This is a genomic window from Priestia sp. JV24, from assembly GCF_025910025.1.
Lineage (GTDB): Bacteria > Bacillota > Bacilli > Bacillales > Bacillaceae_H > Priestia > Priestia megaterium.
Genome location: NZ_JAPCIN010000023.1, coordinates 190607 through 214722 on the forward strand (window position 1 = coordinate 190607; position 24116 = coordinate 214722).

Below are 24116 nucleotides of genomic sequence, written 5' to 3' on the forward strand. Positions count from 1 at the left end.
GAAAGGGGGGGTTTTATTATGACCTAGTTTAGTTCATCCATGAAGGGTCTGAAGGGTTTTCACGCCATTTAAATAGCTTGTCCATCGCTTCTTCTTCAATGTATCCCGCTTCGTTTGCCGCTTCTACTAGCGTAGAGTAGTCTGTTAGCGAATAAACTTGAAGTTCTTTTTCTTTAAACAGCTGACGCGCTTTTTCCAGCTCATATGTAAAGATAGACACAACTCCCAGCACTTCACACCCCTGCGCTTTTAATGCATCGACTGCGGTAAACACACTTCCTCCAGTTGAAATCAAATCTTCAATCACAACTACTTTTTGACCTTTTGTTACTTTTCCTTCGATTTGATTTCCTTGGCCATGTTCTTTTGCTTTGCTTCGCACATAGCACATTGGAAGCTCTAGCGCTTCACTTACCCATGCTGCATGAGGGATACCAGCTGTAGCGGTACCAGCAATCACTTCTGCATTGGCAAAATACGTTTTAATTAAATGCTGCAGACCTTTTGCAATTTCTTTTCGCACTTTTGGGTAGCTAAGCGTTAGACGGTTGTCACAATAAATAGGCGACTTAATTCCCGAGGCCCACGTAAACGGATCGTTCGGTTGAAGGCTTACTGCCTCAATATCAATTAATTGTTTTGCAATTTCTTTTCGTAGTTTTGTCATCGCGTAATACGCTCCCCTTTCCACTGCTGTAACATCTCATAATATGCTTTAAGCGGGTCTTTTGCTTTAGTAATAGAACGTCCAACCACAATGGCACTTGAGCCATATTCTCTCGCCAGCTGAGGCGTTGCCACACGGACTTGGTCATCTACTGAATCTGCGCCCATACGAATACCCGGCGTTACGGTCAAAAAGTCCTCTCCTGCTGCTTTTCGAATCGAAGGCACTTCATGAGTAGAACATACAACGCCGTCTAGTCCGCTTTTTTTAGCAAGCGCTGCATAATGCGTAACCACTTCTTGCATCGAGTGGGTAATGAGCTGCTGCTCTTTTAGCATTTCATCCGATGTACTCGTTAGCTGAGTAACCGCAATACAATCCGGACGCTTTTTGCCAGCAGCGGTTCCTAAGTCAAGTCCTTCAACGGCTGCTTGCATCATGTTCATCCCGCCGACTGCGTGAACGTTAACCAAATCCACTTCAAGAGAAGCCAAAGACTTCATTCCTTGCTTTACCGTATTTGGAATATCATGAAGCTTTAAGTCTAAGAAAATCTGGTGGTTTTGCTCTTTTAATGCAGAAATAATGGATAGCCCTTCTTTATAAAACAGTTCCATGCCTACTTTCACAAATAATGATTCTTGTTGAAAAGGCATTAAAAACTGCTGTACATCGTTAATTGATGAAAAATCAAGAGCAATGATTAACGGTTGCTTCACGCTTTTTCCAGCTCCTTCCAATACATTCTGAAACATGCTCGTACCCTAATGATGCTAATAGCCTTGGCAGTTCGTCAATGATGGTCGGGCATACATACGGATCAACAAAGTTTGCTGTCCCAACCGCTACTGCACTTGCACCTGCATATAAGAATTCAAGTGCATCTTCAGCAGTCGTCACTCCGCCCATACCGATAATTGGAATGTTCACTTTTTGGCTCACTTCATACACCATTCGAATCGCTACCGGTTTAATTGAAGGTCCTGACAGTCCGCCTGTGCCGTTCGCTAAAACCGGCTGAGCTGTTTTCAAATCCAGACGCATCCCGAGAAGCGTATTGATCATCGTTAAGCCATCCGCGCCGGCTTCTTCAACAGCCATTGCCATGTCTACAATATTTGATACGTTTGGTGATAGTTTAACATAAACTGGAACATTTGAAACATCTTTTACTGCTTTTGTTAAACGAGCAGCAATGACAGGATCTACGCCAAACGCAATTCCGCCTTCTTTTACGTTAGGACATGAAATATTCAATTCAAGTGCTTTTACATTTGATACGGTTGAAATTTCTTTTGCCACGTGCACATATTCTTCAATTGAAGCACCGGCTACGTTCGCGATAATCGGCACATCATATTGCTGAAGCCAAACGAGCTCTTCGTTCATTACTTTTTCTAACCCAGGATTTTGTAATCCAATCGCATTTAACATTCCTGCAGATGTTTCTGCTACGCGAGGAGTTGGATTGCCAAAACGAGTGTCCGCAGTAGTCGCTTTAATCATAATGGCTCCAAGTGCATCAAGTGAATAAAATTGAGCATACTCACGCCCAAATCCAAAACAGCCGGATGCGGGCATAATTGGATTTTTCAAATCTAATCCTGGCAATGTCGTTTTTAGCATACTCATAGAAGCACCTCCCCTGCTTGAAAGACGGGACCGTCGCTGCAGATTTTTTTATACGCCGTAGAATCTTCACTTTCTCTGCATACACATGCAAAACAAGCACCGATTCCACAACCCATTCTTTCTTCTAAAGAAATGTAAAGCGGCTTGTTTGTATAATTATTTTCTAGTGCTTTTAACATCGGAGTTGGACCGCATGAAAACATAACGTCATATGAAAACTGCTGCTCGTCAATCACCGTTGTGACAAAACCTTTTGTTCCGTAAGAGCCGTCTACCGTTGCAATATATGTTTCTCCTAAAGCTAAAAACTCTCGCTCGTAAAATACGTCTGCTTTTGATTGAAAACCTAGGACGTGAATAACCTGCACGCCTTTTTCACGAAGTCTTTTTGAAAGCTCATAGAGCGGAGGCACTCCAATGCCTCCCCCTACTAATAAAGCCGTTTGACCCGACTCTATCGCTTCCAATGGAAAACCGTGGCCAAGCGGACCTAACACGTCAATCGACTGTCCGGCTTGTTTTTCGGCAAGCAGCGATGTTCCCGCCCCTTCTGCACGGTAAATCATCGTAAATTGTTCGTGCGTTTGGTCAATTTCTGCAATACTGATTGGTCTGCGAAGCAGTGGCAAATAGTCGTTGTTGACGCGGATATGCACAAACTGCCCCGGCTCATTCATGAAACGAACAAGCTCGCCTTGAAGGGTTAATTCATATACATTGTGTGTTAACGGTCGCTGACTGACGACTTGCATCATTTCATGTTTGATCATACGGTTGTCACCTCTTTAGTTGGACGAACTTTTTTCATTGGTGTTGTATGGAAGCTGATCGTTTCAAGCACTCGTAAAATCGCTTCTGCTGTATCAAGTGATGTTAAGCAAGGTACACCATTTTCAACTGCTTCACGGCGAATTTTAAATCCGTCACGCGCAGGCTGTTTTCCTTTTGTTAGCGTGTTGATGACAAGCTGCGCTTCACCTTTTCGTATCACATCTAAAAGATTGTGATCTTCATGATGAATTTTATTTACTACTTTTACGCGAATGTCTTCTTTTGTAAACGTTGAAGCTGTTCCTTCCGTTGCAATCACCTGGTAGCCGATGTTAGCAAAACGCTTCGCAAGCGCTGTTGCCTCTTCTTTGTCTTTATCCGCTACTGTCATAAGTACTGAACCGTACGGCTTAATGGACATACCTGACGCAATTAGTCCTTTATATAATGCTTTTTCGTACGTTGAATCTTGCCCCATTACTTCTCCAGTAGATTTCATTTCAGGTCCAAGCGTAATATCTACGCGACGCAGCTTTGCAAATGAGAAGACCGGCACTTTTACGTAGACACCTTCTTCTTCAGGGTGCATGCCTGATTCATAACCAAGCTCTCGCAAACTTGTTCCTAAAATAACTTTTGTTGCGACATTCGCCATCGGAATACGCGTAATTTTACTTAAGAACGGCACCGTACGGCTTGAACGAGGATTTACTTCAAGAACAAACACTTCTCCTTTTGATAAGACGAACTGAATGTTGAGCAGTCCAATAATGTTTAAGCCTTTTGCAATACGTGTTGTGTAATCAATGATTGTATCTTTTACATCCTGTGACAGAGTTTGCGGTGGATATACAGCAATGGAGTCACCTGAGTGTACACCCGCGCGCTCTACATGTTCCATAATCCCTGGAATAACCACTGTTTCACCGTCTGAAATGGCATCGACTTCAATTTCTTTTCCAGTTAAGTAGCGGTCGATTAACACAGGGTGATCAGCGTGTACTTTTACCGCGTGTTCCATATAGTGAAGCAGTTCTTCTTCTTTATACACAATTTCCATTGCGCGTCCGCCTAGTACATATGAAGGTCGTACAAGCACCGGATAACCAATTTCTTTTGCCACAACCACTGCTTCTTCTACGGATGTAACTGTCTTTCCAAGAGGCTGAGGTACTTCTAAACGCGCTAGCGTCGCTTCGAATTTTTTACGGTCTTCCGCTGCATCTAAGCTTTCAAGCGACGTTCCTAAAATCTTGACCCCTCTTGCTTCTAGCTCGTCTGCTAAGTTGATTGCTGTTTGACCACCGAACTGTACAACCACACCTTCTGGTTTTTCTAAATCGATGATATGCATCACATCTTCAATCGTCAGCGGCTCGAAGTATAATTTATCTGAAATACTGAAGTCAGTTGATACTGTTTCTGGATTGTTATTGACAATAATCGCCTCGTATCCAGCTTCTTTAATCGCCCACACGGAGTGAACTGTTGCATAGTCAAACTCAATTCCTTGCCCGATGCGGATTGGTCCTGACCCTAACACTACAACGCTTTTACGATCTGTAACAATCGATTCGTTTTCATCTTCAAACGTACCGTAGAAATATGGTGTTGTAGATTCAAATTCTGCTGCACATGTATCTACCGTTTTGTATACTGGCATCACGCCATTTTGTTTGCGGAAGTCATATACTTCACGCTCTGTTTGATTCCACAGCTTAGCAATCGTGCAGTCTGCAAATCCCATTTCTTTTGCTTCCTGTAAAACTTCTACGTTATGAATCTCTTCTTTTAACACATTTTCAAAAGCAATCACTTTTTCAAGTTTTACTAAGAAGAAGAGATCGATTTTGCTCCAGTCATGAATTTGCTGAATTGTTACGCCGCGGCGAATCGCTTCTGCGATGTAGAATAATCGCTCATCACCAGCTTTGCGAATACGTTTTTCAATAATGGCATCATCAAATTCATGCGCATCTTTCAGCTCTAAGTGATGAACGTTTGACTCAAGTGAGCGTACAGCTTTTAAAATTGACTCTTCGAACGTGCGGCCAATTGCCATTACTTCCCCTGTTGCTTTCATCTGTGTACCCAGTTTACGGTTAGCTGATTCAAATTTATCAAACGGCCAGCGTGGAATTTTAGATACGATGTAATCTAGTGCTGGTTCGAAACATGCGTATGTCTTCCCAGTTACCGGGTTCATCATTTCATCTAATGTTAAGCCTACCGCAATTTTTGCTGCTAATTTTGCAATTGGATACCCTGTTGCTTTTGATGCTAAAGCCGATGAGCGGCTTACACGAGGGTTTACTTCAATTACGTAATACTGGAAGCTTTCTGGGTCTAGTGCTAGCTGAACGTTACATCCGCCTTCAATTTTAAGCGCTCGGATAATTGTTAGTGACGCATTTCTAAGCAGCTGATACTCACGGTCGCTTAGCGTTTGGCTTGGTGCTACAACAATTGAATCTCCTGTATGAATACCGACCGGATCAAAGTTTTCCATATTACATACTACAATCGCATTATCGTTTGCGTCGCGCATTACTTCATATTCAATTTCTTTAAAGCCTGCAATGCTTTTCTCAAGTAAGCACTGTGTTACAGGACTGTGTTTTAATCCACTTGTTACAATTTCAATCAACTCTTGCTCGTTGTTACAAATTCCGCCTCCCGTACCGCCAAGCGTATAAGCAGGACGCACGATTACCGGATAGTTTACTTGTTCAACAAACGCATACGCTTCGTCTAGCGAATGAATGATTTCACTTGCTGGGACAGGCTGATTTAGTTCATTCATTAGTGAACGGAACTGCTCACGATCTTCAGCTTGTTCAATCGCCGATAATTTTGTCCCGAGAATTTCTACATTAAATTCTTCTAAAATACCCGTTTCGTGTAATTCTACCGCTAAGTTCAGTCCCGTTTGACCGCCAAGTGTTGGAAGCAGTGCATCCGGGCGTTCTTTACGAATAATTGAGCTTACAAATTCAACCGTTAGAGGTTCAATATATACTTTATCTGCCATTTCTGAGTCTGTCATGATTGTTGCAGGATTGGAGTTCACAAGAATAACTTTGTATCCTTCTTCTTTTAGCGCAATACACGCTTGCGCTCCTGCATAGTCAAACTCTGCCGCCTGTCCGATGACGATTGGTCCTGATCCGATTACGAGAATTGTGTTAATATCTTGACGTTTTGGCATTAGCAATTACCTACTTTCTGATTGTTTTTCATAAGATCCATAAATTCGTTGAACAATCCGTTTGCATCTTCAGGTCCCGGTGATGCTTCAGGGTGATATTGAACCGTAAATGCCGGATATTCTTTATGCTTTACTCCTTCAACTGTTCCATCGTTAAGCGCAACATGTGTCACTTCTAATGGCGTGTTGACAAGAGATGGCTCACATACTGTATAGCCGTGGTTTTGAGATGTAAGAGCTACTTTATTGGTTTTTAGATCCTTTACAGGATGGTTGGATCCACGATGACCAAATTTCATTTTTTCTGTATCTGCTCCGCATGCTAGCGCAAACAGCTGATGTCCTAAACAAATTCCGAAAAGAGGAACCTTTCCTAAAACCCCTTGAATCATCTCGATTGCTTCAGGTACGTCTTTTGGGTCTCCAGGTCCGTTGCTCAACATGATGCCATCTGGATTTAATTGAAGAATTTCTTGCGCAGTTACGTTATAAGGAACCACAATCACGTCGCATTGACGAGCTGTTAATTCGCGTAAAATTCCGTGTTTCATTCCAAAGTCAACGAGTACCACTTTTTTACCTCTGCCTGGGCTTGGGTAAGGCTTCACTGTTGATACTTTTTTTACTGAATCAGTCGGAAGTTCATGATTTTGAAGCTGTGCTACCACTTCTTCTACATTGACTTCCATGTTGCACACGCGTCCGCGAAGCGCACCGTGCTGACGAATTTTTCTCGTTAATTTTCTCGTGTCGATTCCAGCTAATCCTGGAATATCTTTTTGTTTTAAAAATTCATCTACTGATAGTTCGCTTCTGAAGTTTGAAGGAGCATCACAAATTTCTTTTACAATCAAACCGTGTACAGCTGGTTCAATCGACTCAAAGTCATCGCGGTTAATACCGTAGTTTCCGATTAAAGGATATGTTAATGTCACAATTTGTGCACAGTATGATGGATCAGATAGAATTTCTTGATATCCTGTCATTCCCGTGTTGAAAACAACTTCTCCTATCATTTCTTTGTCGCTGCCGAATCCTTTTCCGATAAATACTGTTCCATCTTCTAAAATTAGTTGACGTTGCATGCTTTAACATCCTCCCATACTCGTTTACCTTCTACTAATGTCATTACCGGCCAACCTTTGCATACCCAGTTAGCAAACGGCGTATTTTTACCTTTTGATACAAATTCTTCTGGATTAATTGCTTTTTCTGTTTCAAGATCAATGATAGTTAAATCTGCTGGTTTCCCTACTTCGATGGTGCCATAAGGAAGGTTGAACGTGTCAGCAGGCTTGTTTGTTAAATATGATACTAGCTGCTCTAGCGTCATTACTTCTTTTAATACCAAGTTTGTATAAAGAAGCGGGAAAGCTGTTTCAAGTCCCACAATCCCAAACGGCGCAAGCTCCATGCCTTCTGCTTTTTCGTCGGCTGTGTGCGGTGCATGATCAGTGGCGATAAAATCAAGCGTTCCGTCTAATAAAGCTTCAATTAATGCCTGTTGATCATCTTTTCCTCGAAGCGGTGGATTCATTTTAAAATTTGAATCAAGCTCAGGGATGTCTTCCTCATTTAGCAGTAAATGATGAGGCGTTACTTCTGCGGTTACGCGAATGCCTGCTTTTTTTGCATCCCGAATGGCCCGAATGGATTCTTTTGTACTTACGTGACACACATGGTAGTGACAGTTTGCTGCTTCAGCAAGCAGGACATCTCGTGCAATTTGAACGGCTTCACAGATAGAAGGAATACCGTTTAGTCCATGTTCTTTTGCAAATTTTCCGTCGTGGACGCAGCCTTTGTTGATTAAATCATTATCTTCACAGTGTGCAACGATTGCTTTATTTAATGAAGCGGCTTTCTTCATCGCTTCTAGCATCATTCCTGTTGACTGAACGCCTACTCCATCATCTGTAAAAGCAAATGCGCCCGCTTCTTTTAAGCCTTCAAAGTCCGTTAGTTCTTTTCCTAATTGGCGGGTGGTAATCGATGCGTATGGCAATACGCGAACATGTGCTGTTTTTTCAATACGCTTGTTTACCCACTCCATTTGTTCAACAGTATCCGGAACTGGACGCGTGTTTGGCATTGCAGCAATTGCTGTAAAACCGCCCTTTGCCGCTGCTAGAGTACCCGTTTCAATCGTTTCTTTCTTTTCTCCCCCTGGCTCGCGCAAATGAACGTGGACATCGATTAAACCCGGTGATAAGAAGTTCCCGCCTGCATCAATGACTTCTTCATTCTTTACGTCGATGTGTGAAGCTATTTCAGCAATTACACCATTTTCAATTTTCAGTTCGACTTGTTCAATTTTCCCTTCATTTAACCATGTAGCATTTTTGATAATTGTTGTCATTATTAAGTCCCCTTTCAATTGGTTGTAGCGCTCTTGCTAATACTGCCATACGAATGTACACGCCATTTTGCATTTGTTTAAAAATTCTTGAGCGTTCACATTCAACGAGCTCATCTGCAATTTCGACTCCTCTGTTTACAGGAGCTGGATGAAGGATAATGCTATGTGATTTCATTTTCCGCTCTCGTTCAACGGTCAATCCGAAGCGGCTGTGGTAGTTCTGTGCAAGCTCTGAAGTGTTCTCTTCATGCCTTTCAAATTGAATACGCAGCAGCATCACAACATCGACCGTTTCGATTGCTTCATCGATATCAAGATATGTACCGTGTCTGTTCTCTTCATCTTTCCATTCTTCAGGTCCCGCAAAATATACGGTCGCCCCTAGTTTTGTCAGCATTTCAGCATTCGATCTCGCTACGCGGCTATGTCGCAAATCTCCGACTATTGCGACTTTTAATCCTTTAAACGAGCCGAACTCTTGGCGAATCGTCAGTAGATCAAGCAGACACTGAGTTGGATGCTGACCGCATCCGTCTCCTGCATTAATGATGGGAATCGATACTTTTTCCTGCAGTGCTTCATAATAACGATCTTGCGGGTGGCGAATAACAACTGACTGAACGCCGATTGAAGCTAATGTTTCAATCGTGTCATAAAGCGTTTCTCCTTTTTGGACGCTTGAAGTTGTTACTTCAAACGGAATTGTTGTTAATCCTAGCTGCTGTTCTGCCATTTCAAAGCTGCATCGAGTACGCGTGCTCGCTTCAAAAAATAAGTTGGCAACAAACATTTTCTCTTCCGGTTTCCAGCCTTGTTTATTCGTTCGATAGTTTTCAGCGCTGTCTAAAATCTCTAGAATTTCATTTGTTTCTAGTGTTGAGACTGTCACTAAATGTTTCATATCGATTCCCTCCATTTTTGCTTTCCTCGCATTTCTTTATAAAAAACACCCTTTCTAACTTAGAAAGGGTGTAAGAAAACAAGCTTCGTCTATAACGCGCTTTTCACACACCCTTAGAAACCTCTCTGGATTTCAATTAAAAGGCGTTCTATGAAATTTTTCGTGCTGACGTTTGTTGAACGTTTTCTGCTTCTTTTATCTTCTCTTTCGGCAGAACTAGATTCAGCAGAACTCCCATGATAGCAGACAGTGCCATGCTATCAACCTTTACATGTTCTGAGATATCTAAGTGTGCTCCTCCGATTCCTAACACTAAGATAATCGAAGCAATCATTAAGTTTCGTTTTGATCCAAGGTCTACCTTTGCATCCACCATCATGCGCAAGCCTGATGAAGCAATGATTCCGAATAAGAGAATTGAAATCCCGCCCATGACCGGCGTTGGTATACTTGAAATAAGAGCGTTGATTTTGCCGACAAACCCGAACAAAATCGCGAAGACTGCTGCTCCTGCTATCACAAATACGCTAAGCACCTTTGTGATGGCTAACACTCCGATGTTCTCACCGTATGTTGTATTTGGCGGTCCGCCGATCAGCGCAGCAAGCATAGTTGCTACTCCGTCTCCTAAAATCGATCTGTGCAGCCCTGGCTTTTCAATATAGTTTCGATCCACAATCTTATTTAAGACAAGAATGTGTCCGATATGTTCTGAGAGTGTTACGACTGCTACAGGTACCATTATAAGCACAATCCCTAATGAAATGGACGGCGTGTATGTGACGAACGGCACGTAGAAGTGAGGTACTTCAATCCACTCCGCTTTCACTACCTTTGAAAAGTCTACCAATCCTTGTGTATAAGCGAAGATGTATCCGCCGATAATTCCCATCAGTACCGGAATCAGGCTGATAATGTTTTTAAAGAAGATTGAGCAAGCAACTGTTATCGCTAGTGTCACAAGCGCAACCATCAGGTAAGTTAAGCTGTAATTTCCTTTTGCATCGTTCATAGCCATGCCTACTGCTGTATTAGCCAGTCCTAAGCCTATAACCATAATAACTGGTCCTACTACAACCGGAGGAAGCAGCTTCATAATCCAATTGATTCCTGTTCCTTTTATAATCAAAGCAACGATTCCATAAACAAGTCCGGCTAAGAAACAACCAACCATCGTTTCTTCAGGTCCAAACGAAGCTTTAGCGAAAATGATTGGCGTGATGAACGCGAACGATGAACCAAGATAAGAAGGAATTTGACCTCTTGTAATGAGCAGGAAAGCAAGCGTTCCTACCCCGCTTGAAATCAAAGCAATTGCCGGGCTGAACCCGACTAGGAACGGCACTAACACCGTCGACCCAAACATTGCAAACAAATGCTGTAGACTCAATGTTAACCAATTTACTGCTTTTGGTTTATCATGTATATCAAGTACAAAATCTCGTTGTTGACTCATATGTTTTTCCTCCTATCACTATTAAAAAACCTCTTTACGCAGAGGCAAAGAGGTTTTCAGCATACAAGGAAGACGCTATACCGCAGTATAGTTTTCCTTGTATAGTGACCCCCCTTTTGCAGCCTCACGGGACTACCATTTAAAAGGGTATATAATTTATTTTTCGTAAATAGACACGTGGTCTTTTTCGTCTACTTCCATTAAATGCACCGCAATTTTTTCACTTTTAGCTGTCGGTACATTTTTACCAACATAGTCTGCTCGAATCGGTAGCTCGCGGTGCCCTCTATCCACTAAGACAGCCAGCTGAATGAGTTCAGGTCGGCCGATATCAATCAGTGCATCAAGTGCTGCTCGAACCGTACGGCCCGTATATAACACATCATCTACTAAGATGACGTTCTTATTTGCAATATCTGTCGGAATATCTGATCCTTTTACAAGAGGCTCATCATTGCTTGTCACTTTCGATAAATCATCTCGGTAAAGCGTGATGTCTAGTTCTCCGACTGGCAATGTATTTCCTTCAATTTGTGCAATTCGTTCTGCTAAACGTTTTGCGATATAAATACCTCGCGTTTTAATCCCCACTAGCACACAATTTTCGATTCCTTTATTCTTTTCAATAATCTCATGTGCAATTCGAGTTAAAGCGCGGCGTATAGCCTGTTCATCAAGTACGGTAGCTTTTACGTTCACTGTTTTCACCTCAAGTTGTTGACATAAAAAAATCCTCTTGCCTTGAGGCAAGAGGATTTGGTTTTAAACATATTTCTTCAAAAAGGCTATAAATATGCCTTTTCTGCACCGTTTCCTTCTCAGCCTCTCTGGACTGTTCTTAAAGGTTCTTATTAAGTTAATACAAGTATGCCATCACTTATGGCAGTTGTCAACTTCTTTTTTCAATAAGCTCTAGCATCTCATTAAACTCTTTTGGAGCCGGTGCTTCAAATTCCATATATTCATTTGTACGAGGGTGAATAAAGCCTAATACACCTGCATGAAGCGCTTGTCCGTCAATCGGAAGCGTTTTTTTCGGTCCGTACTTCGGATCCCCGGCAAGCGGAAAACCAATATACTTCATATGAACGCGAATTTGGTGTGTTCGCCCCGTTTCTAGCTTACATTCGACTAGTGAAAAATCTTTAAAACGCTGCAATACAGTAAAGTGCGTCACTGCATCACGACTGTTTTCATCAGTCACCGTCATGCTTTGACGATCTTGTTTATCTCGGCCGATTGGCGCATCAATTGTACCGTGATCGTGCGCAATTACTCCGTGAACGATAGCTTTATAACGACGCGTCACTGTTTTAGCTACAAGCTGACTAACTAGTGATTCATGAGCTAAATCATTTTTTGCAACCATAAGTAAACCGGATGTATCTTTATCAATTCGATGAACGATACCAGGGCGCATAACGCCGTTAATACCAGATAAATCTTTACAGTGAGCCATTAGGCCGTTTACAAGCGTGCCGCTATGATGACCAGGAGCTGGATGTACAACCATGCCGCGAGGTTTATTTACAACAAGCACATCTTGATCTTCATAATAAATATCTAAATCCATTTCTTCCGCTACCACATCAAGCTCTTCTAGTTCCGGCACTTCGATAATAATAACGTCTCCTGTTTTACATTTATAGTTTCCTTTAACGGTTTTATCGTTCACTTTTGCGTGACCTTCTTTAATCCATTGCTGCACTTGTGAACGTGACCATTCTGCATTTACAGTCGAAAGTACTTTATCAATACGTTCTCCCGCTTGTTCTTCATTTATAACTGTTTCAATTACATTCATTCTTTGTGCTCCTTCTTCATTTTCCCTTCAAACAGCGTCATAATAAACATGATGATTACTCCGACGACAAGTGCCGAATCAGCTACGTTAAAAATCGGAAAATCATACGTAAAGATGTATGTATTTACGAAATCAACTACTTCTTTACGGACCACTCGATCAATAAAGTTTCCAATGGCGCCGCCTAACATTAATGCTAGCGCAATACCGAACCATTTATCTTGTTTTTTGAGCTTTTGAATATAAATTATTAAACCGACTACCACAACCACCGTAATCAGATAAAAGAACCACATCTGTCCTTGTAAAATCCCCCACGCGGCTCCTCTGTTACGATGAGAGGTAATGTAAAGAAAGTTTTCAATCACGGTGATGCTTTGTCCATAATACATTTCTTTTACAATCATCCATTTTGTTACCTGATCAATAAGTATAACAGCTAAAGCGATAAGATAATAAAACACACACGTTTTCCTCCCGCAATAAAATCAAACGAATCCATACTAAAGCATTTTAGCACATAATTCATTTTTTTTCTCGCTTCTCACCATAAAACAAATAAATCTTCATTTGTGCGGGCCGTCGGCATTACTTTTAATTTATGAATAGACATCACTTCGCCAGTTAGTTCATCAATTCCGAACGCACCAACGTCAAGCTTTGCTAACGCGTGTTCTACATCTTTTAAATCGGCTTTAATCATTTCTATTACGTAACGTTCCTTTTCATCTATATAACCAGATTGTTCTGTAGCATATCTCAATAGGCGATCTTGTAATTCTTCTTTAATAAGAGCTAATTCCTGTCCAATGGAAAGATAATTTTCATACATTCAAACGCCTCCTGTGCTGATAAGATGAAGTATTAATGATGTTAGGTTTACCGAGTTTTCCATCGAATCTACAACACAAGTTTTTCCTAAGGCTTTAAATGCTTTATACCATTGTATTTGGGAATTTCGTACAGCAAAAAACACGCCCAAAAAGGACGTGTTTTTGTTAATTACTGCTGAACGTAGTGATTTTTTACAACATCCGCACAGCGTGTACATAAAGTCGGGTGATCTTGATCTTCGCCAACTGTTGGTGATACAACCCAGCAGCGCTCACACTTCTCACCTTCTGCTTTACTTACAACAATTGAAGCATAGCTGAATTTTTGTGCTTCAGCAGGTGCTTCACCTTCTGCTACCTCAAGATCTGAAACGATGAAGAGTTGACCTACATTTTCAGAAATAGATGCTAACAGTTCTTTCGTATCTGCTGTTGGATATAGCGTTAATTTTGCTTCTAAAGACTTACCGATTACTTTTTCATTACGAGCCTGTTCTAGCGCTTTTAATACTTCATCACGAAGCTCCATGAATGCATCCCATTTCTCTACTAATTGATCTGCTCCTTCGATTTCTTGAACCTCTGGCATATCAACTAGCTGCACGCTTTCTTCCGTTACATTTGGAATGTGAACCCATACTTCGTCTGCTGTATGAGAAAGAATTGGAGACACTAATTTCGTTAACGATAATAACGTTTCATAAAGGACCGTTTGAATGCTGCGGCGCTCTACATTATTTTCTGCTTCGATGTACAATACATCTTTTGCAAAGTCTAAGTAGAATGAACTCATATCAATTGTACAGAAATTATGCACTGCGTGATAAATGCTTGAGAATTCATATGAATCATAAGATTTTTTCACTTTATCCATTAATTTGTTCAACTTCACAAGCATGTAGCGGTCTACTTCACGAAGGTCTTCAACAGCTACAGCATCAGTTGTTGGATTAAAGTCCGCTAAGTTTCCTAGTAAGAAACGGAACGTGTTGCGGATTTTACGATATACTTCTGCTACTTGTTTTAAAATATTATCAGATACACGAACATCAGCTTGGTAATCTACAGAAGCTACCCATAAACGTAAAATATCTGCACCTAGTTGTTTCATTACTTTTTCTGGAATTACAACGTTTCCTAATGACTTACTCATTTTGCGACCTTCACCGTCTAAAGCAAATCCGTGGCTAAGTACCCCTTTATAAGGTGCTTCACCCGTTACAGCTACGCTTGTAGAAAGACTTGAATTAAACCAGCCGCGGTATTGGTCAGAACCTTCTAAATACAAATCAGCCGGACGCTGTAAGTCTTCACGTTCTTCAAGAACAGCTTGATGTGAAGAACCAGAGTCAAACCATACGTCCATGATGTCTGTTTCTTTTGTGAAGCGGCCATTTGGGCTTCCTTCATGAGTAAAGCCTTCCGGAAGCAAGTCTTTTGCTTCACGCTCAAACCATACGTTTGATCCATGTTCTCTAAATAGATTTGATACGTGTTCGATTGTTTCGTCCGTAATGATTGGCTCCTCATTTTCAGCATAAAATACCGGAATCGGAACGCCCCATGCACGTTGGCGAGAAATACACCAGTCGCCGCGGTCACGCACCATGTTATAAAGTCGCGTTTCACCCCAAGTAGGCACCCATTTTGTTTTTTCTACTGCTTTTAATAAATCTTCACGGAAATCTTTAATAGACGCAAACCACTGTGCTGTGGCACGGAAAATTGTTGGTTTCTTTGTACGCCAGTCATGTGGGTATGAGTGGGTAATGAAACTTAATTTTAACAGCGCGCCTTCTTCTTCTAGTTTGTCTGTAATCGGCTTATTCGCTTTATCATAGAATAACCCTTCAAATCCTGGTGCTTCATTCGTCATATGACCCTTACTGTCGACTGGACAAAGAACTTCCAAACCGTATTTTTGACCAACGATAAAGTCGTCTTCCCCGTGTCCCGGTGCTGTATGAACACACCCAGTACCAGCATCCGTTGTTACGTGATCGCCAAGAACAACTAATGACTCACGCTTGTAGATTGGATGCTCAGCTACTACACGCTCAAGTTCTGAACCTTTTACTGTACGAAGCGTCTTATAGTCAGCCCATTCAATTTCTTTAGCAACTGTTTCAATCAGTTCAGTTGCCACTACATATTTTGCTCCATCTGCTTCAACTACGCTGTACTGAAGCTCAGGATTGACAGCAATCCCTTGGTTAGCTGGCATTGTCCATGGTGTTGTCGTCCAAATGATGAATTTTTCATCTTGTTCAAGCACACCTTTACCATCTTTTACGTTAAACGCTACATAAATAGAAGCTGAACGCTTATCATAGTACTCAATTTCCGCTTCTGCTAAAGCAGATTCACTTGAAGGGGACCAGTACACAGGTTTTAACCCTTTGTAGATGTAGCCTTTTTTCGCCATGTCACCAAACACTTTGATTTGCTGCGCTTCGTACTGCGGCTGAAGCGTTACATATGGATTATCCCAATCTCCGCGTACACCTAAACGCTTAAACTGCTCACGCTGGCCGTTTACTTGTTCCCAAGCATACTGTTCGCAAAGCTTACGGAACTCAGCTACCGTCATTTCTTTGCGGTTTACTTTTTTATTTTTTGTTAAAGCTGTTTCAATTGGCAAACCGTGTGTATCCCAGCCTGGTACATAAGGTGCGCAGAAGCCTGACATCGACTTATAGCGAACGATAAAATCTTTTAAAATTTTATTTAATGCATGTCCCATGTGAATATCGCCATTCGCATATGGAGGTCCATCATGCAGGACAAATAGCGGACGGCCTTCCGTACGTTTTTGTACTTTTTCATAAATATTCATTTCAGCCCACTGTTCTTGCATTTTAGGCTCGCGGTTCGGTAAATTTCCACGCATTGGAAATTCAGTTTTTGGCATCAATAATGTATCTTTATATTCCATGTTTTACCCTCCAAAAAAAACGTAAATTTCATATCTTTTTGTACCATAACAAAAAGACCTCCTCATCCCAAAAAGGGACGAGAAGGCCTCCCGCGGTACCACCCTAGTAGATTTGCTGTACGCAAATCCTCTTTGCATTCGTAACGTGAATAAACCGCCACTGCTTACTATCATCAGTTCAGCAATGGTACTCTAGGGTGATTTTCACTTTTTTGTTTGTTATCGAGCTCACACCATCCTCGATTCGCTTTGACAAACTAAAAAAGCTACTGTCCCTGTCTCCGTACTGTTTGATATGAAATTTCATCTGTTACCAAATTATATGACAACAAAACGTGAGAAGTCAAGATGATGTCTGGACTAGTCAATTTTTTCTTCTAGCGCTGGCATCTCATAATCCATCAACTGATCCCAGTCGTCGCTGTTTAACATTTCAAGCTGTGCTTCGATTAACATTTTGAAACGAGTTCTAAATACTTTAGACTGCTTTTTCGTCTCCTCAATGTCCATCGCAATTTTACGAGACTTAGACAGTGCTTCATTAATAATACGGTCCGCATTTTTTTCTGCTTCTTTTATAATGAGCTTCGCTTCTTTTTCAGCGTTTCGCTTCACATCTTCCGCTGCTTCTTGAGCAATTAAAATTGATTTATTTAACGTTTCTTCGATGTTAGTAAAATGTCCAAGACGATCTGTTAATTCAGATACTCTTCCTTCTAACTCCTTTTTATCACGCATGACCAGCTCATAGTCTTTAATTACTTGGTCAAGAAACTCATTTACTTCATCTTCATCATATCCGCGAAATCCGCGATTAAACTCTTTGTTATGAATATCCAAAGGGGTTAAAGGCATCTAGGCCACCTCCGTGTTGTCTCATTACGTCATTAGTAATGGTTTATTCGACATATTTTTAAAATTTCCTGCTAGTAGATTTCTTTATTTCTGCTTTCCTACAACAATTCGCCATTTTTCTTTTTTGGTTTTGCCTTCAAGTGAAACGATACGACTTCTGCCGTGACCACGAAGTGACAAAATATCACCTTCATGACATTCAAAAGAAGGCTGTTCAATGACTTTAAAATTTACTTTTACCGCTCCATTTGCAATAAACGGCTGGACTTTTTGTCTTGATAAATTGTGAATGGTCGACAGCAAAACATCAAGCCTCATTGAAGAAACTGTATAAACGTGTTCAACCAGCTCTTCTTTTACAACATGCAGCTGCTCTCTTTGAATAGAAGAAAGTGAAACTTTGGCTTTTCCAATTGATGTTAAATTCATCTCAATATAAGAAGAAATTTCCTCTGCAACTACGAGCTGAATATCGTCTCCCGCGACCAAAATATCGCCAAATTTTGAACGGCGCAGTCCTAAGGACATCGCCGAACCAAGAACTTGAGGATGTTCAATCTTCACAAACTTTTTAGGATAATTGAGCTCGTACATATGCAACTGAAAATCTTCACTTTCAGGTACATAGTAATCCGGGTATAGCAGCGCACGCTTGCGTTCAGCAAACGGTTGTCCACCATCAAATGAAACTTGAACCTCTCCTTCAGTCCCGACAATAGCCGTCACAATATGCTGCTCTCTTGGATCTAAAAAGTCCGTTAGCTTTGGGCTGTATTGATGTAGGACATCTTCTTTCCACTGAAGAACCTGGTCAATAAATCCATGTTCTTCTTGCCTAAAATGTTCATAAATAGACATATTATTACTCCTACTATTGGTATGTAAAAAAGGAATCCAGCGATTCCTTTTTTAAATAAAACCCACCACATTATTAAGTGAATACACGCCTCTTTCAGCAAATCGCAATAAAAAGATTGCAACAAGAGGTGAAATATCAATCATGCCAATAGGTGGAATGATTTTACGAAAAGGCTCTAAGTAAGGCTCACAAATACTGCCAAGCAGCTGACCAAACTTAGACGCCCTTACATCGGGTACCCAAGACATCAAAATGTAAATAATCAGTGCCCATGAGTAAAGACCAATCAATTGTCCAAGAATCCCAAAAACGATGTGCAAAAACTACCACCTCTTTACGTTTGTTGTATCGTGTTCTCCCATCATATCTGAAATGCTTCCGCTTACGTCTACATTATCAGGTGTACATAAAAAGATGTCGGTTCCAATTTTTTGAATGTCCCCGCCTAAAGCATAAACTGTACCACTTAAAAAGTCGACAATTCTCACTGCTTGATCTCGTTGAATGCGCTGTAAATTAACAACTACGACTTTACGATTTTTTAAATGATCCGTAATTTCTTGTGCTTCGGCATAGACGCGAGGTTCGCAAAGCATCATTTTTGATGATTTTTGAACGCTTTGCAAGCTAATCACGTTTTGCTGCTGATTCGGCTGCTGACTAGCTTTCGCTGGTCTCGACTGCTGTACAGGCTCTTCTACCGACTCTTCTTCTTCGTAATGTTCTTCTACATATTCAGTATCGTCATCAAGAGCAAAAAAACTTCTAAAGCGATTTTTCATACTCATCTTGAATTACACCTCCTTAACGTTCATTCCCAACTAACGTGGTTCCTAGTCGAATGAATGTTGCTCCTTCTTCAATTGCAATTGCATAATCGTTTGACATTCCCATTGATAGCTCTGTACACGGTGCATATGGCAAATTTAGTTCTTGTATACGACTCTGCAATTTTTTTAGACCTTGAAAACAGCTGCGAAGCGTAGACTCTTCATCTGTGTGAGGAGCCATGGTCATCAATCCGACCACTTGGATATTTGCAAATGCTTCAAGAGATTGAATAAATGGAATTACATCTTCTACAGCAAGGCCATGCTTTGATTGTTCTTCGGCAACATTAACTTGTACAAAACATTTTATACGATGTTCTGCACGTTTATCAATTTCTTTTGCTAAAGATAATCGGTCTAGTGAATGAATATAGTCAACTTTATCAATCACATTTTTTACTTTTCTTGTTTGTAAGCTTCCGATAAAATGCCAGGTCGCTTTCTCACCGATTGATTCATACTTTTCTAGAAGACCTTCATCCCTGTTTTCTCCGAGATGTAAAATGCCGGCATCCACTGCTTCTGCTGCTCGTTTTGTGGAAACGTATTTTGTTACAGCAATCAGCTCTACATCTTCTCGATTTCGATTAACTTTTTTACACGCTTCAGCAATTGTTTGTTGAACTGCTTCTAGATTTTCACTTACGCTAGCTGTCACTATGTAATTACTCCTCCTTAAAGCCTATGAAGTTAAACATGCGTCCTGTTTTCCCTTGGTCGCGGCGATGTGAGAAGAACAGGTCATCTTCACAGCTTGTACAATACGACGATGTTAAAATTCGTTCCGGCAATACGCCTGCGTTTTGAATCAGCAGCTTATTGACTTTTTTTAAATTAAGCGCGTATTGTCCAGGACTTACTTCTTGATATCCATTTTGGCCAACTACTTCGTTTACTTGTGTAATGACGCGGTTATCGACGACATAACAGCAATCTTCAATCGAAGGACCAATCGCCACGTAAATATCTTCAACCGGGACATTTTCTTGCTCTACCCAACGTCGAATCATATTTCCTGCAATATCTTTCACTGTTCCTTTCCACCCAGCATGAGCTAGACCTACTAAATGGTGATCAGGCGCATAGAAGTAAAGCGGAACACAATCTGCATAACATAAAGCTAACAAAATATCAGATTCATTTGTATAAATGCCATCCGTTGCTTTTATGCCCTCTTCATACTTGTAGAGTCCTTTTGCACAGTCGGCTTTTGTTACTTTTTGAACAGTTGCTTCATGTACTTGTTGAGCACATACAAAGCTTTCAAAAGACATGTCTAGTTCGGCTGCTAAAATTTTTCTATTTGTAATAACATCTTCTACGTTATCGTTTACGTGAAGCCCTAGGTTAAAAGAAGCAAATGGAGGTTTACTCACGCCACCATTTTTTGTGGTAAAACCAGCAACAAGTATATCATTCTTTTCTACCCAAGGGCTCAGCCACATAAACGACTCGTGATGGCTTTTTTTTAATGGCTCAGGATTCATGTATGTGACACATCCCTTGTTTCATTTGTTCTCACATATTGTACCACAGATTGCTAGGTGCTGTTGACAAAAAACTAATTCTCTTCAGGCTGAAATGCGTCTTTATAACGTACTAAAATGACATCAGAACCAATTTTCACAATATTTTTCCATGGAATCACAATTTCATCATCTTTTCCAAAGAAGCCCAATACACGAGAGCCTCCGATAATGACGGCCTGTATTTTTCCCGTTGTTAAGTCAATATCAATATCCCCTACATTTCCAAGTTTTTTGCCATCAGCTACATTCACTACATCTTTCAGCTGGAATTCTGAAATCTTTAACATGCTCTCTCCTCCTATAGCCAACTTTATTCCTTAGCCTATATATATTTTCAAATTTTCATTTCATGAAGGAAAAGCTTATTTTTTCTCTGCCATTCTCGTTCTATAGGCATTTTGTCCACTAATTACACATTTTTTCATCAAAAGACATTCTCAACGAGTAGCTAGAAGTCCTCACAGCAATAGGAAACCGGATATGAATATCTTTTGGTCATGTATTATACATTGATATATACAAAATAAGCACCGTGTCTGTTTTTATAGACACGATGCTTATTAAGTTGAACATCAAATAAAGTGAATGGTATTAATTGTATGAACGCGAGCAGCTGCCAGTTTAGATAGCTTTTGTTAACTTTGAATATTTTTATTCATCTGTTTAATAGCAGCTTTTTCTAAACGAGAAACCTGCGCTTGAGAAATACCAATTTCTTCAGCAACTTCCATCTGTGTTTTACCTTGGAAAAAGCGCTTTCGTAAAATTAGTTTTTCTCGCTCGTTCAATCTTCTCATACCTTCTTGCAAAGCAATTTCTTCAATCCAAGTTGAATCACGATTGCGTTCATCGCTTAGCTGATCCATGACATAGATTGGGTCTCCACCATCATTGTAAATAGGTTCAAATAGAGAAACCGGATCTTGGATAGCATCTAAAGCAAACACAATTTCTTCATGCGGCACTTCTAGGACTTTTGAAATTTCCTCAGCTGTAGGTTCCTTGGATGTTTCACTCATAAGCCTTTCACGAACTTGAAGAGCTTTATAAGCAATATCACGAAGGGAACGAGAAACACGGATTGGATTATTGTCACGTAAATAGCGGCGAATTTCCCCTATAATCATTGGGACAGCATATGTAGAAAACTTCACGTTTTGACTTAAATCAAAATTGTCAATGGATTTCATTAATCCAATACATCCAACCTGAAATAAGTCATCAACAAATTCTCCACGATTGTTAAAACGTTGGATCACGCTGAGTACGAGACGTAAATTTCCGCTTACTAGCTTTTCTCTTGCTGTTCCATCTCCAGCCTGCATTTGTTTAAACAACTTTCGCATTTCTTCATTTTTTAATACGGGAAGTTTCGAAGTATCTACTCCACAAATTTCTACTTTATTTCTTGTCAACTCTTTCCCTCCTAACAGGAGATGATGTTCTGAATTCAGTATCTCCTCAGAAGGAAAAAATATGCACTTTTACAATTCTGACAATTCCACGCTAAAAAAGCTGATTGTATAAGATGCTTCTCAGCCCTTATACAATCAGCTTTTTTACTTAAACCATTTTATTAAATTCTTTTCGCAGCCGTTTAATAATTCGTTTTTCAAGCCTTGAAATATAAGACTGAGAAATGCCTAGCATATCAGCTACATCTTTTTGCGTTTTTTCTTCTCCGCCGGCTAGCCCAAAGCGCAGCTCCATAATTTGCTTTTCACGATCATTTAATTGGTGCAGTGCTTTCAACAAAAGTTTTCGATCCACATTCGCTTCTAGGTCTTTTGTGATGATATCTTCTTCGGTTCCCATCACGTCAGATAATAGCAGTTCGTTTCCATCCCAATCAATATTTAACGGCTCATCAAATGAAACTTCAGATCGAATTTTGTTGTTGCGGCGCAAATACATTAAAATTTCATTTTCAATACAGCGAGAGGCGTACGTCGCTAGCTTAATTTTCTTTTCAGGATTAAACGTGTTTACTGCTTTAATTAAACCGATGGTGCCAATGCTAATTAAATCCTCAATATTGATTCCCGTATTTTCAAACTTGCGGGCAATATAAACAACAAGTCGCAAATTACGCTCAATCAACAGCGAACGTGCTGCTTCATCTCCTGATGGAAGTTTTTTTAAGAGCACTTCTTCTTCATCTTTTGTTAAAGGGGGTGGAAGAGCTTCACTTCCTCCTATATAGTACACTTCATCTGTTTTTAGCTTAAGTTTAATTAATAATTTGTACCACCATAATTGAAATCGAATTCGATATGTAGCCATTTTGTATCCTCCTTTATTTGTTCACACCTTTTACGATGCGGAACTTACTTCTCCAATAACAATAAGCTTCGGATGAACAATACACTCATATTGCTTCTCCACTGAAAGCGTTGTATGACTAATACCTACTAATACTTTAGTGACTTCAATCGTGTTGGACTGATGCACCAGCCTTACCATATCTGGCTTTAGAGCAAGCAGCAACTGGTTGGCTTGGCCTACGCTTCGATAAGGGACAAAGCGGACTTTTGAATACCACTCTTGATCAATATCTTCGCTGTGTGAAAAGGATTGGACATTTTTGCTTAATTCCATTAAGCCTTCAGGCAATATTTCCTTTAAAGAATCTGCTGTAACAATCATAACCGGGGTTTTCGTCAGCGGATCTACAAGCTGGTTTCCACTATCAATAAGTCCTTTCATCGACAGCGTCTGTTCGTTTAAAATAACTTCCACATCTACCAGCTGATCAAATGTAATATTTTTCATTCGCAAATCATCAACTCGTGCTTTTGAAAAATAAGATAATAGCGGAAAACCGATAAGAACAAATATCCAGCTAATAGGATCACCAAACTGTGGAGATTTCGTATCAACCATTTGATTAAGAACAAGGAACTGATCTTGAAATAAAAAGTGAACGCCCATTAATCCTCCACCAACAACAAAGGTTGCAAAATAAAACGTTAATAAATTCTCAAAGAAAAAGCGCAGTCGTTTATAACCAAACGTCATCAATACCATAAAAAAAGAGAATAAAATTTTAATAGCAGGGTGAACCATAAGATGAGAAAAAGGCGTAAACATAAGAAGGACAATCAATGAACCGATAAAGCCGCCAAGCAAAAGCCTCCACCACTTGTAATTCCGTTTAAGTACAACTGCACATAACATTAGTAAAATCGTATCTAATCCAAAATTCAGCATCCATATTAAATCTAAATAGATTGGCAATGTTTATAACCTCTCCATTCTTTCTGAATTTTTCTGTTAAAAATTAGTATATAGTACATCCTATTAGAAAGTCTGTCAGTTCATGCCGAGAAACAAGCAGTATTTTTGAGGAAATCATTCGATATTTGTCACACCACTTTTAGAAAGAAAACACAAACCCTTTGAAGGCATCATATTGACCATGTCGAATGCTTTTTATATCCTTTTGGAGTTTTCTAGCTTCATGGCATAAAAAAAGAC

24 protein-coding genes and 1 other annotated feature are annotated in these 24116 nt (G+C 40.3%); all 24 genes read right to left on the reverse strand.

Annotated elements, in window-relative coordinates:
- Positions 1 to 28 precede the first annotated feature (28 nt).
- Positions 29 to 667, reverse strand: a complete 639-nt coding sequence (gene pyrE, locus OK414_RS22200; protein ID WP_013084835.1) for an orotate phosphoribosyltransferase — start codon at positions 665 to 667, stop codon at positions 29 to 31.
- Entirely contained in the window at positions 664 to 1386 is a 723-nt protein-coding gene (pyrF, locus tag OK414_RS22205) for an orotidine-5'-phosphate decarboxylase (RefSeq protein ID WP_263045061.1), read from the reverse strand. Before pyrF ends, pyrE begins: the two co-directional genes overlap by 4 nt.
- Positions 1358 to 2299: a dihydroorotate dehydrogenase gene (locus OK414_RS22210; protein ID WP_013084837.1), complete on the reverse strand. Its 942-nt coding sequence runs from the start codon at positions 2297 to 2299 to the stop codon at positions 1358 to 1360. The genes pyrF and OK414_RS22210 overlap by 29 nt, the downstream gene beginning before the upstream one ends.
- Positions 2296 to 3069, reverse strand: coding sequence for a dihydroorotate dehydrogenase electron transfer subunit (locus tag OK414_RS22215; protein ID WP_013084838.1), 774 nt, complete (start codon positions 3067 to 3069; stop codon positions 2296 to 2298). Before OK414_RS22215 ends, OK414_RS22210 begins: the two co-directional genes overlap by 4 nt.
- Positions 3066 to 6278, reverse strand: coding sequence for a carbamoyl-phosphate synthase large subunit (gene carB, locus OK414_RS22220; RefSeq protein ID WP_047930799.1), 3213 nt, complete (start codon positions 6276 to 6278; stop codon positions 3066 to 3068). The genes OK414_RS22215 and carB overlap by 4 nt, the downstream gene beginning before the upstream one ends.
- A complete protein-coding gene (locus tag OK414_RS22225; protein ID WP_016765438.1) occupies positions 6278 to 7363 on the reverse strand; it encodes a carbamoyl phosphate synthase small subunit in 1086 nt (361 codons plus the stop codon). The genes carB and OK414_RS22225 overlap by 1 nt, the downstream gene beginning before the upstream one ends.
- Positions 7348 to 8637, reverse strand: a complete 1290-nt coding sequence (locus OK414_RS22230; protein ID WP_034649165.1) for a dihydroorotase — start codon at positions 8635 to 8637, stop codon at positions 7348 to 7350. Before OK414_RS22230 ends, OK414_RS22225 begins: the two co-directional genes overlap by 16 nt.
- Positions 8600 to 9538, reverse strand: coding sequence for an aspartate carbamoyltransferase catalytic subunit (locus OK414_RS22235; protein ID WP_013058938.1), 939 nt, complete (start codon positions 9536 to 9538; stop codon positions 8600 to 8602). The genes OK414_RS22230 and OK414_RS22235 overlap by 38 nt, the downstream gene beginning before the upstream one ends.
- A 148-nt stretch (positions 9539 to 9686) precedes the next feature.
- Complete coding sequence (locus OK414_RS22240; protein ID WP_034649161.1) at positions 9687 to 10994, reverse strand: uracil-xanthine permease family protein; 1308 nt, start codon at positions 10992 to 10994, stop codon at positions 9687 to 9689.
- A 156-nt stretch (positions 10995 to 11150) separates the two neighbouring features.
- Positions 11151 to 11693 carry a bifunctional pyr operon transcriptional regulator/uracil phosphoribosyltransferase PyrR gene (pyrR, locus tag OK414_RS22245; protein WP_013058940.1) on the reverse strand — a complete coding sequence of 181 codons (543 nt, stop codon included), beginning with the start codon at positions 11691 to 11693 and terminating at the stop codon, positions 11151 to 11153.
- Positions 11694 to 11883: 190 nt separating this feature from the next.
- Positions 11884 to 12798 carry an RluA family pseudouridine synthase gene (locus tag OK414_RS22250; protein ID WP_263045062.1) on the reverse strand — a complete coding sequence of 305 codons (915 nt, stop codon included), beginning with the start codon at positions 12796 to 12798 and terminating at the stop codon, positions 11884 to 11886.
- Positions 12795 to 13262, reverse strand: a complete 468-nt coding sequence (gene lspA / locus OK414_RS22255) for a signal peptidase II (RefSeq protein ID WP_013084844.1) — start codon at positions 13260 to 13262, stop codon at positions 12795 to 12797. The genes OK414_RS22250 and lspA overlap by 4 nt, the downstream gene beginning before the upstream one ends.
- An 80-nt stretch (positions 13263 to 13342) precedes the next feature.
- Entirely contained in the window at positions 13343 to 13630 is a 288-nt protein-coding gene (locus OK414_RS22260) for a conjugal transfer protein TraR (RefSeq protein ID WP_013084845.1), read from the reverse strand.
- A 170-nt stretch (positions 13631 to 13800) separates the two neighbouring features.
- The gene (gene ileS / locus OK414_RS22265; RefSeq protein WP_263045063.1) at positions 13801 to 16566 is read right to left on the reverse strand and encodes an isoleucine--tRNA ligase; all 2766 of its coding nucleotides are present in this window, start codon (positions 16564 to 16566) and stop codon (positions 13801 to 13803) included.
- Positions 16567 to 16636: 70 nt separating this feature from the next.
- Positions 16637 to 16857, reverse strand: a binding site (T-box leader).
- 69 nt (positions 16858 to 16926) lie between these two features.
- Positions 16927 to 17421: a DivIVA domain-containing protein gene (locus tag OK414_RS22270; protein WP_013058945.1), complete on the reverse strand. Its 495-nt coding sequence runs from the start codon at positions 17419 to 17421 to the stop codon at positions 16927 to 16929.
- Positions 17422 to 17505: 84 nt separating this feature from the next.
- On the reverse strand, positions 17506 to 18279 hold the full coding sequence (locus OK414_RS22275) for an RNA-binding protein (protein ID WP_034649154.1): 774 nt from the start codon (positions 18277 to 18279) through the stop codon (positions 17506 to 17508).
- A 51-nt stretch (positions 18280 to 18330) separates the two neighbouring features.
- Positions 18331 to 18600 (reverse strand): YggT family protein, encoded by a 270-nt coding sequence (locus tag OK414_RS22280; RefSeq protein WP_241096561.1) that lies wholly within the window; start codon positions 18598 to 18600, stop codon positions 18331 to 18333.
- A gap of 3 nt (positions 18601 to 18603) precedes the next feature.
- A complete protein-coding gene (locus OK414_RS22285; RefSeq protein ID WP_013058948.1) occupies positions 18604 to 19068 on the reverse strand; it encodes a cell division protein SepF in 465 nt (154 codons plus the stop codon).
- A gap of 16 nt (positions 19069 to 19084) precedes the next feature.
- Positions 19085 to 19768 carry a YggS family pyridoxal phosphate-dependent enzyme gene (locus tag OK414_RS22290; RefSeq protein WP_016765443.1) on the reverse strand — a complete coding sequence of 228 codons (684 nt, stop codon included), beginning with the start codon at positions 19766 to 19768 and terminating at the stop codon, positions 19085 to 19087.
- Between the two features lie 7 nt (positions 19769 to 19775).
- Positions 19776 to 20597 (reverse strand): peptidoglycan editing factor PgeF, encoded by an 822-nt coding sequence (gene pgeF / locus OK414_RS22295; protein WP_263045064.1) that lies wholly within the window; start codon positions 20595 to 20597, stop codon positions 19776 to 19778.
- Positions 20598 to 20671: 74 nt separating this feature from the next.
- Positions 20672 to 20926: a YlmC/YmxH family sporulation protein gene (locus OK414_RS22300; RefSeq protein ID WP_013058951.1), complete on the reverse strand. Its 255-nt coding sequence runs from the start codon at positions 20924 to 20926 to the stop codon at positions 20672 to 20674.
- Between the two features lie 348 nt (positions 20927 to 21274).
- Positions 21275 to 22054 (reverse strand): RNA polymerase sporulation sigma factor SigG, encoded by a 780-nt coding sequence (sigG, locus tag OK414_RS22305; RefSeq protein WP_013058952.1) that lies wholly within the window; start codon positions 22052 to 22054, stop codon positions 21275 to 21277.
- Between the two features lie 148 nt (positions 22055 to 22202).
- The gene (sigE, locus tag OK414_RS22310; RefSeq protein ID WP_013058953.1) at positions 22203 to 22922 is read right to left on the reverse strand and encodes an RNA polymerase sporulation sigma factor SigE; all 720 of its coding nucleotides are present in this window, start codon (positions 22920 to 22922) and stop codon (positions 22203 to 22205) included.
- A gap of 30 nt (positions 22923 to 22952) precedes the next feature.
- Positions 22953 to 23876 carry a sigma-E processing peptidase SpoIIGA gene (spoIIGA, locus tag OK414_RS22315; RefSeq protein WP_013084851.1) on the reverse strand — a complete coding sequence of 308 codons (924 nt, stop codon included), beginning with the start codon at positions 23874 to 23876 and terminating at the stop codon, positions 22953 to 22955.
- Positions 23877 to 24116: the final 240 nt, after the last annotated feature.